We start from the raw sequence: 10,777 nt of genomic DNA, 5'->3' as shown, positions 1-10,777 counted from the left end.
ACACGGGACGGTCAGTCATGGTGATGCCTCTCCAACGTCTTTGGGGATTGTCCATTCCACTGTAGACGCGAGCCTCCAGAAGCCCACTCCCGCATGACCTAGCGCACACACGGGAGCGAGCTCAGCGGCATACGACATTGGTTCGTATGCCGCTGGGCTTGCTCCCACACGACGGCACCCCAACTGCCCTCCCGCCGTCGAGCGCCCGGGCGTCAGCCGCGGCGGCCGACGTCGCGGGCGTAGGCGTCCATCACGGTCAGGACGTCAGGCGCCCGCCAGAGGACGCGGCGCGCCTTGTGGTGGTTCGTGGGCACGAGCACGCCCGCGTCGGCCAGGACGCGGAGGTGACGATGGACGTTTGTCTCGGAGATGCCGAGCTGCCGTGCCGCGGTAGCCGCGTCCACCACTGGGTGGGCGAGGAGCGCATCGGCGAGCCGCCACACCGCCGAGTCGCGTCGGGCGCGCACTCTGTGCTGCCACTGGTCACGGACGGCGGCGATGCGCTCCCGCATCAGCCGGCCGTGGTGGACCGCCCGCAGTCCCGCGAGCGCGAACGCCGTGACGATCGGCTCGAGGTCCCCGGCGCGATAGGCGTCGAGGGCGGCGATGTAGCCGTCGCGGTCATGGAGCAGCCCGCCGGAGACCGGGATGGTGACGTGGCGCGTGATTCCCTTCGCGCGGAGCAGTGCGTGGACGAGCGCGCGTCCGGTGCGCCCGTTCCCGTCGGCGAAGGGGTGGATGGTCTCGAACTGTGCGTGTGCCACTGCGGTCTGCGCCAGGACGGGGAGGTCGTCCCGAGCGGAGAACCTGATCAGGTCCTCGATGCTGTCCCGGATGCGCGAGTGATGAGGGGCGACGAAGTCGGCCGTCAGAGGAGTGCTGCCCCCCGGGCCGATCCACACCGGCTCGGCCCGCCATCCGACGAGGTGTGGTGCCGTGTCGCGAAGGAGAACGTCCTGCATGCGCAGGATGGCCGTGGCATCGAGCCGGTCGGCGAGCTCGACTGCCGCCACCATGGCCTCGACGTTGGCGACGACCAGGGCGGCGTTGCCGCGACCCGCATGCGTGACCTCAGCCTCCGCGACCGCGCGCGCGGACGCGGTCAGGTTCTCGATCTGGGACGACGATGCCGACTCGCTGCGCAGCAGGATCGCGGCCAGGCTCGCCAGCTCCCCAGTCGACTCGGCGTCGAAGGCGCGCATCTCAGCGACAGCCTCCTCGGCCTGGGCAGCCACGCGCGAGCTGATCGGCAGGTCCAGCGCCGCCAGGCGAGCCGGGAGCGCCGCACGGTAGGTCCGCCCGACTGCCGATCGCTCGGCCCGTGTCGGGCCGACGCGGTCGGATGGTGGGTCCCAGACCCATTCCTCGGAGGTGACCGCAGGCCAGCCCATTGGCGCTCCATCAACTGAAAGGACGAGGATGCCAGATTATCACTTGTCGCCTTAAGTGATAATTGGCGTGGCGAAGGGCACGTCGGAGCTGGTGGCAACCGAGCGGCATACGGCCCTACTTTGGGCCCATGACCGCTCTGGCAGGCCCACTCTTCACGCACATCGACCACGTCGGCATCGCCGTGCCCGATCTCGACGAGGCGATCGCCTTCTACTCGGAGAAGTACGGCATGGAGATGCTGCACGAGGAGACCAACGAGGAGCAGGGCGTCCGCGAGGCGATGATGGGTGTCGGCGACTCCGGCTCGTGCATCCAGCTGCTCGCGCCGCTATCCCCCGAGTCGACGATCGCGAAGTTCCTCGACCGGAGCGGCCCCGGGATGCAGCAGCTCGCCTACCGGGTCACGGACATCGACGCCGTGTGCGAGACGCTGCGTGAGCGCGGCCTCCGACTGCTCTACGACGTGCCGAAGCGTGGCACGAGCAACAGCCGCGTCAACTTCATCCACCCCAAGGACGCCGGCGGAGTGCTCGTGGAGCTCGTCGAGCCGGCGGCCGACCCCCACCACTGACGACGCGGCACGCCGGCGCTCACCTATTGCTGGCCCTGCCTGAGGGTGGACGAGGAGGCGACTGGCGGGCGGTTCACTCGTCGGCGAGCTCGGCCTGGACCAGCACGAACAGCGCCGCGGTCCACGCCAGGGGTGCGGGCCCGGCAGGGCTCCCGTCCGGCAGCACCTTCTCCGGCAGGCTGCCCCAGGCTGTCGTCTGGCGCGCCAGCCAGTCGCTCCAGCGAACCGCCGTGCTCGCGTCCCCCGACGCAGCGGCCGTGTAGGCGACCAGCGCGGTCTCGGGGGTCCAGGAGACACCGTCGGACTTCCACCCCACGCCCGGCGCCAGGCCTCCCGCGGGACGGATGGCCCCGGTGACATAGCGACGCGAGGCCGCCAGGACGGCCGGGTCGGCGACCTCGGCGAAGGGCGGCAGGAGCATGACCGTGCCGGCGTCGTGTCCGCCCCGGTCACCATGTCGTTCGTACGCCGGCCCGAACTCGGCGCGGATCACCGAGCGAAGCTCCACGCCGGCGTTGGCCAGCTGTTGTGAGCGGACGCGGTTGCCCTCTGCGGCGTGGCTCCTGGCGGACGCCTCCAGCCCCGCGGCGAGGGGCGCCACGGTTCCGAGCGTGACCCGCCGCTCGGGCACCTCCCAGTAGTCGGGCGAGGCAGGAGGCAGCCGGCGACCGTCGTCGGTGAGGTCGAGGACGTGGTCGACGGCGCGGTTACGGAGGCCTCGCAGATCCATGGGCACCGGTTGGCCAGACGCCGCGCGGACCTCCTCGATCGCCCACAGCAGCCACCCCGCGCCGTCCGTCTGCCGCTGCCGGCCATCCGGTGGCCCGGATCCATCGAGGCTGTAGCGCGCCTCGAAGCCTCCGTCCTCCAGCTGCGCGTCGACGAAGAACCGCAGGGTGCGCCAGGCGTCGTCGGGGTGGCCACTGACGGCGAAGGCGACAGCGACGAACGCGTTGTCCCTAGGCCAGGCGTAGCCCCATGGACCACTCGGCCCCGCGGCGACCGCGCCGGTGGGCCGCGTCAGGTCGCGCAGGTCGAGCAACGCCTGGGTCACGAGGTCCTGTGTTCCCGCTCCACCGGGCACCGAGCCCTGCACGAGCCACGCCTCATGAGCGGCGCTCTGTTCCTCCGACGACGTGTGCCAGTCGGCGCCGTTGTGCAGGCTCGGCAGGGGTTCGGCCGGTCCGGCTCCCAGCTGGAGCGCTGCGGTTGCGCCCACGGCAGCCAGGGCCATCAGCACCAGCGGACGACGCACACGTCCTCCTCCGTCCGGCGCTTCTGGTCCGGGGCACAGCCTGCCACGGGCTAACGGCGGGTGGGTCGCGAAAGTGCCGATCAGGGGGACCGCGCGGGGCCCGGGAGCCGGCACTTTCTGCGCACTCGACGAAAAGGAGAGCGGGAGGGCTGGAACTGGGGCGTCGTGCGGGGGCGAGCTCAGCGGCATACGGCCAACGTGTCCATGGGGCCCGCCAACACGTTTGGGGCGGGCCCTGTGTGAGGCCGCCAACGCGTGACTCAGGTCACCTGTGGTGGCAGTCTCAGGAGGGTGCACGGGCGTGAACGGATGGCTACGTTCGGGTAGCAATCCATGACGCCAGCGACCAAAAGGACCTCAGATGCAGGCCATCCGCGACGCCATCCTCTCCGGGGACCGGAGCCAAGAGACCTTCTCGAACCTCTCGATCCCCGAGACCTACCGGGGCGCCACCGTCCACAAGGATGAGGTGGGCATGTTCGAGGGGCTCGCGACCAGGGACAAGGACCCGCGCAAGTCCCTGCACATCGACGACGTGCCCGTGCCGGAGCTCGCGCCGGGCGAGGCCCTCGTCGCCGTCATGGCGAGCGCCATCAACTACAACACCGTGTGGACCTCGATCTTCGAGCCGCTGCCGACGTTCGGGTTCCTCGAGCGCTACGGGCGCACGTCGGTCTATGCCAAGCGGCACGACCTGCCTTACCACGTCGTGGGCTCCGACCTCTCGGGCGTCATCCTGCGCACCGGCCCGGGGGTGTCCAAGTGGAAGCCGGGCCAGGAGGTCGTCGCCCACTGCCTGTCCGTCGAGCTCGAGGACGCGGACGGCCACAACGACACGATGCTCGACCCACAGCAGCGGATCTGGGGCTTCGAGACGAACTTCGGCGGCCTCGCCGAGCTCGCCATCGTCAAGGCCAACCAGCTGATGCCGAAGCCCGACCACCTCACCTGGGAGGAGGCCGCCTCCCCCGGGCTGGTCAACTCCACCGCCTACCGCCAGCTCATCTCGAAGAACGGCGCCGCGATGAAGCTCGGGGACCGCGTCCTCATCTGGGGGGCGTCGGGGGGCCTCGGGTCCTACGCGACGCAGATGGCCCTCGCCGGCGGTGCCACCCCGATCTGTGTCGTGTCGTCGCCGGAGAAGGCGGAGATCTGCCGCGCCATGGGCGCCGACCTCATCATCGACCGCAACTCCGAGGGCTACCAGTTCTGGAACGAGGACGGCACCGAGCAGGACCCGAAGGAGTGGCAGCGCCTCGGCAAGCGGATCCGAGAGCTGACCGGCGGCTACGACGTCGACATCGTCTTCGAGCACCCGGGACGCGAGACGTTCGGGGCGAGCGTCTATGTCGCGCGCAAGGGCGGCACCATCGTCACCTGTGCCTCGACGTCCGGCTACATGCACGAGTACGACAACCGCTACCTGTGGATGAACCTCAAGCGGATCGTCTCGTCGCACTTCGCCAACTACCGGGAGGCGTGGGAGGCCAACGAGCTGATCAACCGGGGCCTCATCCACCCGACTCTCTCCAAGGCCTACGCTCTCGACGCGGTCGGCCAGGCGGCGCTCGACGTGCACCAGAACGCCCACCAGGGCAAGGTCGGCGTCCTCACGCTCTCGCCGGAGGAGGGACTCGGGGTGACGAACGCGGGCAAGCGCGCCCGCTTCGCTGCCGAGATCAACCGCTTCCGCGGAGAGTAGCCGCCTGGTGTGCGGTCACGGACCGACACACGAGCTTGCAAGCCCGTCACTCCGGGTGCCTCGCGTAGGCTCCCGGAGTGACCTTCTGGCGGCGGTGGACGCAGTACCGGCGTGCTCAGCGCGACCGCCTGGCTGAGCTCCGAGCACAGCAGAGAGCTGGCGGCGCAGCCGCCTACGCCGACCATGCCGGCTCTGCCGCACACGCCGGTCACGCCGCTCACACCGACCCCGCCGACCCCGCCGTCCCTGCCGCGCCCGTCCAGCTCCAGGAGCGACCGGTCGCGGATGAGGCCCCTGCTCCCGACCTCCTCGGCAGCACGCTGCCGCTCGGTGAGCCCGGCCCGGACGAAGCCACCCCAGACGCGACCGGCCGGCCCGGCCGCGCGACCAGCAACGGCCGCAACCGCGACTTCGGCAGGGCCGGCACGCCGTTCAACCGTCAGTCCCCCTTCTACGTCGGGTTCGTCGGCGCGCTCGGCGTCCTGGTGGCCTATGCGGTCGTCCAGGCGATCGGTCGGCTGGACACCACGATCACCCTGCTGATCGTCTCGTTCTTCCTCACCTTGTCGCTCAACCCCCTCGTCGAGGGACTGACTCGTCAGCGGATGCGCCGCGGGTGGGCGGTGGCCATCGTCTTCCTCGGCCTGCTTGCGGTGTTCACCCTCATCGGCATGGTCGTCATCCCCCCGGTCGCGGCGGAGGCCACCGAGCTGTCCACCCGGGCGCCCGGCATGCTCGACGACCTGTTGCGCAATCCCGTGGTCCAGGACCTCGACGATCGTTACGAGGTGATCCAGCGCATCCAGGAGGAGATCAGCAGACGCGTCGACGACGGGAACCTGTGGGCCGGCATCTTCGGCGGCGTGCTCGACGCCGGGAGGATCATCGCCTCAGGCGTGTTCAGCATCCTCACCGTCCTCGTCCTCACGCTCTACTTCCTCGCGTCGCTGCCCTCGGTCAAGCAGGCGTCGTATGCACTCGTGCCGGCCAGCCGCCGCACCCGCTTCATCTCCCTCGCCGAGGAGATCATGCGCCGCGTCGGGTCCTATGCCATCGGTCAGGTGGCGGTCGCGGCCACCAACGCCTTCTGCGCCTGGATCATGATGAGTCTGCTCAGCCTGCCGTATGCCGCCGTCCTCGCCGTGGCGGTCGGCCTGCTCGGCCTCATCCCGATGGTTGGTGCCACCCTCGGCGCCGCCGTCGTCGCCCTCGTCGCCTTCTTCGACGAGCCCCAGAAGGCGCTGATCGTCATCATCTACTTCATCGTCTACCAGCAGCTGGAGAACTACGCGGTGATGCCACGGATCATGCAGCAGACCGTGGCGGTGCCGGGCGCCCTCACCGTGGTTGCGGCCCTTGCCGGCGGCACCCTCCTCGGGATCCTCGGTGCCCTGCTGGCCATCCCGTTCGCCGCCGGGGCGCTGCTCATCTACGAGGAAGTCCTCGTTCCCAGACAGCAGCAGCACTGACCTGTCGCTGGCTTCCAGGCTGCCGTATGCCGCTGGGCTTGGTCGCGGCGTGACGGCACCCGGGCTGGACGGCACTCCGAAACTGCTCCGGCTCGCGGAGCAGGATGCGAGACCTGGGGTGCTCAGCGATAGGCGTTGCCCGACGGCCGGGCATCGCGGCGGGCCCAGCAGCCGGTGTGCCAGTGGCGTCGGTCGTCGACTCCGCCGATCCCCTCGGCCGGCCACACGACGACGTGCGGAACCCCCGGCTCGATGTCCTGCTGGCACCCCGGGCACAGGTAGGGGCGCGTCGCCGAGGCGCCGGTGACGGCCCGCACGGTCCACCTCATGCCGCGATAGGAGTCCTCGCGCGTCGCCCCACCCTGGATCCGGACGACGTCGAGGGGCACGTGTGGCCGGGCGTGCTTGCTCGGGCGCCGTTTCGGTGACACGACACCCATTCTCGCAACACGCCCGAGAGCCTCGAACTCACCCCGCTGCAACAGTCGTGAGTTCTAGGTTCCCGGGCGAGTTGCCGCGTGGGCGTCGACCCGTCAGGCGTGGGTGCGGAACCCGCGGCCGGACTTGCGCCCGAGGTAGCCGGCGGTGACGAGGTGCTCGAGAAGGGGCGCCGGGGCATAGCCACGCTCGCGGAACTCGAGGTAGAGCTCGCGCTCGATGGCCAGCGCCACGTCCAGGCCGACGACGTCGAGCAGCTCGAACGGTCCCATGGGCAGGGAGCAGCCGGTCCTCATCGCCGTGTCGATGTCGTCGGCGGTCGAGTAGTTGGCCTCGAGCATCTTGACCGCGTCGTTGAGGTACGGGAAGAGCAGCGCGTTGACGATGAACCCGGCCCGGTCGCCACAGGTCACCGGGTGCTTGCCGATCTTGTCGCACAGGTTCTGCACGGTCGCGACGACATCCTGCGCCGTCGAGACGGTGTGCACGACCTCGACGAGCTTCATCACCTGGGCGGGGTTGAAGAAGTGCATCCCGATCACGTCCTGCGGCCGTTTCGTCGCGGAGGCGCACTCGATGACGGGCAGGGACGACGTCGTGGTGGCGAGGATGGCGCCGGGCCTGCAGATCTCGTCGAGGTTCTCGAAGAGGGCCTGCTTGACGTGGAGGTCCTCGACGACGGCCTCGACGACGATGTCGACCTCGGCGAGGTCGTCCAGCCGGGTCGAGCCGGTGATCCTCGCGAGGGCCGCGTCGCGGTCGGCCTCGGTGGCCTTCCCGCGCTGCACGGCCTTCTCGAGGCTCTTGGTGAGCGCCGCGCGCACGGCCTCGACCTTGGCGTTGGCCCGGGCGACATAGACGACGTCATGGCCGGCCCTGGCGAAGACCTCGACGATGCCGGTCGCCATGGTGCCCGAGCCGACGACTCCGACCTTGGCGATGGGTCGCAACGGGACGCCACCCGCACCGTTCGGCCGGGGGGTCTGCGCGTCCTCGACGACCTGCGAGCTCCCCGGACCGGCGTAGGTGTAGAAGCCCCGCCCGGTCTTGCGGCCCCGGAGGCCCGCGCTGACCATCTGCTTGATGATCGGGCTGGGCGCATGCAGTCGGTCGCGGCCCTGCTTGTACATCGTGTCGAGGATCTCGTAGGCCGTGTCGAGGCCGATGAGGTCCATCAGGGCGAGCGGACCCATCGGGTAGCCGCAACCGAGGCGCATGGCGGCGTCGATGTCCTCGCGGCTGGCGTACCTGCTCTCGTACATCGACACCGCGTGGTTGAGGTAACCGAAGAGCAGGGCGTTGGCGATGAACCCGGCCTTGTCACCGACCACGACCGGCTGCTTGCCGAGCCGCTTGGCCAGGCCCTTGACGCGCTCGAAGATGTCGTCTGCGGTGACGACGGTCTTGATGACCTCGACGAACTGCATGACCGGTGCGGGGTTGAAGAAGTGCATGCCGACGACGCGCTTGGGGTTGCTCGTGGCGACGGCGATCTCGGTCACCGGCAGCGAGGAGGTGTTGGTGGCGAGGATCGCGTCCTCGTCGACGATCTGGTCGAGCTTGCCGAAGATCTCCTTCTTCAGCTCGAGATGCTCCGGCACGGCCTCGACGACGAGCTGGCAGTCCTTGAGGTCGTTGAGGTTCGAGGTGAACTGCACGCGGGAGACGAGGGCCGCCTGGTCCTCCTCCGAGAGCTTGCCCCGAGCGACGGCGCGGCCCGTGGAGTTGTCCAGATGCTCCCGACCCCGCCCCACGGCCTCGTCGTCGACCTCGACCGCGACGACCTCGATGCCGTTGCGAGCGAAGACCTCGACGATGCCGGCACCCATGGTGCCGAGTCCGATGACGCCGACCTTGCTGATATCACGAGCCATGCGGACGAGTCTCCCAGAGGCTACGAGCCGCTCAAACCCGTGCCTGGGGTGACCCTCCCCACGCCGCTGCCCGTGGGCGGAACCGGTGGACGTTAGGGTGGCCCGGTGCGTCTCGTCATCGCCCGTTGCAGCGTCGACTATGACGGTCGGCTCACCGCGCATCTCCCGCTGGCCACACGGCTGCTCGTCGTCAAGGCGGACGGCTCCGTCCTCGTCCACAGTGACGGTGGCTCCTACAAGCCGCTCAACTGGATGTCGCCGCCCTGCACCATGGCCGAGCTCGAGCCGGACGACGCCCAGTCCGAGGACGGCGTCGTGTCGGTGTGGCGCGTCCAGCACACGAAGTCGGAGGACCGGCTCACGGTCCACATCCACGAGGTCCTCCACGACTCTGCTCATGAGCTGGGGGTCGACCCCGGCCTGGTCAAGGACGGCGTCGAGGCCCACCTCCAGAGGCTGCTCGCCGAGCACATCCACACCCTGGGGCACGGCTGGTCCCTCGTCCGCCGTGAGTACCTGACCGCGATCGGGCCGGTCGACATCCTCGCCAGGGACCATGCGGGAGCCAGCGTGGCCATCGAGATCAAGCGGCGTGGGGAGATCGACGGCGTCGAGCAGCTGACGCGCTATCTCGAGCTGATGAACCGTGATCCGCTGCTCGCACCCGTATCGGGCGTCTTCGCGGCCCAGGCGATCAAGCCGCAGGCCCGCACGCTGGCCGAGGACCGGGGCATCCGGTGCGTCGTGCTCGACTACGACGCGCTCAGGGGGATCGACGACGCCGAGGCCCGTCTCTTCTGACTCCGCCCGCGTGCACCGCCGAGTCCACCGCCGAGTCCACCTCGGAGTCCACCTCGGAGTCCACCGCCGAGTCCACCTCCGCGTTCAGCGGAACTGGGCCACGATGCTGACGAGCAAGGGCGCCACCAGGAGCGAGGGCAGCAGGTCCCCGACCGGGATGTGCCGGACGTTGAGGAGCCGGAAGGCGATGCCGATGAGGAGCAGACCCCCCGTCGCCGTCAGCGCCGCGATGTGAGCCTCCGGCACCACGGCTCCGAGCGTGACGCCGAGGAGCGTCAGCCCGCCCTGGACGACTGCGACGGACACCGCCGACAACAGCACGCCGACGCCGAACGTCGAAGCGAAGGCGATGGCTGCGAAGAAGTCGAGCGCCGACTTGAGCACCAGCTGGTCGATACCCCTGCCGAGCCCGTCGGAGAGGGAGCCGAGGATCGTCAGCGGACCCACGCAGAAGAGCAGGGACGCGGTCAGCCAACCCTCGATGAAGCGCTCCCGCTCAGCGTGGTCGTGCTGCCCCTTGGCCCCGCGCCGCTGGACCCAGCCCTGCACCACTCCCGCGAGCGACTCGAGCCGCTCCTCGATCCGGAGCAGCGCCCCCACGATGCCGCCGAGGAGCAGGGCGCCCAGGACGATGAGGACGGGCACGCCTGAGCCGACGGTGTCCTCGAGGGCCGGTGAGGTGACGTCGAGGGCCGACAGGATGGCGACGAGCAGGGTGACCAGGCCGAGGCAGTCGGTGACGACGCGCCGGACGCGGTCGGGCAGCCGGTTGCCGGCCAGCATGCCGAGGCTGGCGCCGAGCACGACCGCGACGACGTTGACCACGGTGCCGAGCCCCGGGAAACCTCCATCCATGCGGCACAGGCTAGGGTGCGACGGCGGCGCGCCGAGGGCCGGTCCACCATCCGTCCGCCTGGCCGCGCTACACGTTCTCGTCGAGGCTGTGCAGGCTCGTGCCGTCCGCGTCGACGAGCATGAGCACCGGCTCCGTGGCCGCTCCCCCGCGGACGACGACGACGGTCTCCCCGCGGTGCCGATCGACGATGTCCTCGAGTCCGTCCGACCCGTCCTCGAGGTCACCACGGCCGCTGTGGCACGGCACGCCGAGGTCCTCCGCCAACGTCTCTACGGGGCCGGTGTCGGGAACGTCGTCAGCGGCATACACCGCCTGGACCCGCTCCCGGTGGAGCTCGGAGGCGAGCCAGGTGACGTCACCCAGCCCACGGGGGGTGACGACGACGATGCGGGCCGCGCACTGGAGGTCGCTCATGCTGT

At 69.9% G+C, this 10,777-nt stretch carries 10 protein-coding genes; 4 read left to right on the top strand and 6 right to left on the bottom strand.

Going from position 1 to position 10,777, the window contains the following annotated elements:
- Positions 1-212: 212 nt before the first annotated feature.
- A complete protein-coding gene (locus tag VJN29_RS11625; RefSeq protein ID WP_324143792.1) occupies positions 213-1,391 on the bottom strand; it encodes a Fic family protein in 1,179 nt (392 codons plus the stop codon).
- Between the two features lie 128 nt (positions 1,392-1,519).
- Between VJN29_RS11625 and mce the strand changes: the two genes are divergently transcribed.
- A complete protein-coding gene (mce, locus tag VJN29_RS11620; RefSeq protein WP_324143791.1) occupies positions 1,520-1,963 on the top strand; it encodes a methylmalonyl-CoA epimerase in 444 nt (147 codons plus the stop codon).
- A 73-nt stretch (positions 1,964-2,036) separates the two neighbouring features.
- Here the strand turns inward: mce and VJN29_RS11615 are convergent, their stop codons facing one another.
- Positions 2,037-3,218: a glycoside hydrolase family 15 gene (locus VJN29_RS11615; RefSeq protein WP_324143790.1), complete on the bottom strand. Its 1,182-nt coding sequence runs from the start codon at positions 3,216-3,218 to the stop codon at positions 2,037-2,039.
- A 361-nt stretch (positions 3,219-3,579) separates the two neighbouring features.
- Between VJN29_RS11615 and ccrA the strand changes: the two genes are divergently transcribed.
- Positions 3,580-4,920 carry a crotonyl-CoA carboxylase/reductase gene (ccrA, locus tag VJN29_RS11610; RefSeq protein ID WP_324143789.1) on the top strand — a complete coding sequence of 447 codons (1,341 nt, stop codon included), beginning with the start codon at positions 3,580-3,582 and terminating at the stop codon, positions 4,918-4,920.
- Between the two features lie 77 nt (positions 4,921-4,997).
- Complete coding sequence (locus tag VJN29_RS11605) at positions 4,998-6,389, top strand: AI-2E family transporter (RefSeq protein WP_324143788.1); 1,392 nt, start codon at positions 4,998-5,000, stop codon at positions 6,387-6,389.
- A gap of 122 nt (positions 6,390-6,511) precedes the next feature.
- Here the strand turns inward: VJN29_RS11605 and VJN29_RS11600 are convergent, their stop codons facing one another.
- Together VJN29_RS11600 and VJN29_RS11595 are read right to left on the bottom strand one after the other, a co-directional pair.
- Positions 6,512-6,829 carry a hypothetical protein gene (locus tag VJN29_RS11600; protein ID WP_414654345.1) on the bottom strand — a complete coding sequence of 106 codons (318 nt, stop codon included), beginning with the start codon at positions 6,827-6,829 and terminating at the stop codon, positions 6,512-6,514.
- A gap of 93 nt (positions 6,830-6,922) precedes the next feature.
- Positions 6,923-8,701, bottom strand: coding sequence for a 3-hydroxybutyryl-CoA dehydrogenase (locus VJN29_RS11595; RefSeq protein ID WP_324143786.1), 1,779 nt, complete (start codon positions 8,699-8,701; stop codon positions 6,923-6,925).
- A gap of 105 nt (positions 8,702-8,806) precedes the next feature.
- Between VJN29_RS11595 and nucS the strand changes: the two genes are divergently transcribed.
- A complete protein-coding gene (nucS, locus tag VJN29_RS11590) occupies positions 8,807-9,502 on the top strand; it encodes an endonuclease NucS (protein WP_324143785.1) in 696 nt (231 codons plus the stop codon).
- A gap of 84 nt (positions 9,503-9,586) precedes the next feature.
- On the opposite strand, the gene VJN29_RS11585 is transcribed toward nucS, so the two are convergent.
- Positions 9,587-10,357, bottom strand: a complete 771-nt coding sequence (locus VJN29_RS11585; protein WP_324143784.1) for a DUF554 domain-containing protein — start codon at positions 10,355-10,357, stop codon at positions 9,587-9,589.
- A 67-nt stretch (positions 10,358-10,424) separates the two neighbouring features.
- Entirely contained in the window at positions 10,425-10,772 is a 348-nt protein-coding gene (locus VJN29_RS11580; protein WP_324143783.1) for a hypothetical protein, read from the bottom strand.
- Positions 10,773-10,777 lie beyond the last annotated feature (5 nt).

The sequence above is a fragment of the Intrasporangium sp. genome, assembly GCF_035280925.1.
In the GTDB taxonomy this organism is placed as follows: Bacteria; Actinomycetota; Actinomycetes; order Actinomycetales; family Dermatophilaceae; genus Intrasporangium.
Note: the sequence above shows the minus strand (reverse complement) of the source record. Positions and strands in the feature narration are given on the sequence as shown.

Excerpts from the sequence above, each read along its gene's own strand:
- VJN29_RS11585 (WP_324143784.1), bottom strand. The coding sequence starts at position 10,357 with ATGGATGGAGGTTTCCCGGGGCTCGGCACCGTGGTCAACGTCGTCGCG.
- VJN29_RS11580 (WP_324143783.1), bottom strand. The coding sequence starts at position 10,772 with ATGAGCGACCTCCAGTGCGCGGCCCGCATCGTCGTCGTCACCCCCCGT.
- VJN29_RS11595 (WP_324143786.1), bottom strand. The coding sequence starts at position 8,701 with ATGGCTCGTGATATCAGCAAGGTCGGCGTCATCGGACTCGGCACCATG.
- VJN29_RS11600 (WP_414654345.1), bottom strand. The coding sequence starts at position 6,829 with ATGGGTGTCGTGTCACCGAAACGGCGCCCGAGCAAGCACGCCCGGCCA.
- VJN29_RS11625 (WP_324143792.1), bottom strand. The coding sequence starts at position 1,391 with ATGGGCTGGCCTGCGGTCACCTCCGAGGAATGGGTCTGGGACCCACCA.
- mce (WP_324143791.1), top strand. The coding sequence starts at position 1,520 with ATGACCGCTCTGGCAGGCCCACTCTTCACGCACATCGACCACGTCGGC.
- ccrA (WP_324143789.1), top strand. The coding sequence starts at position 3,580 with ATGCAGGCCATCCGCGACGCCATCCTCTCCGGGGACCGGAGCCAAGAG.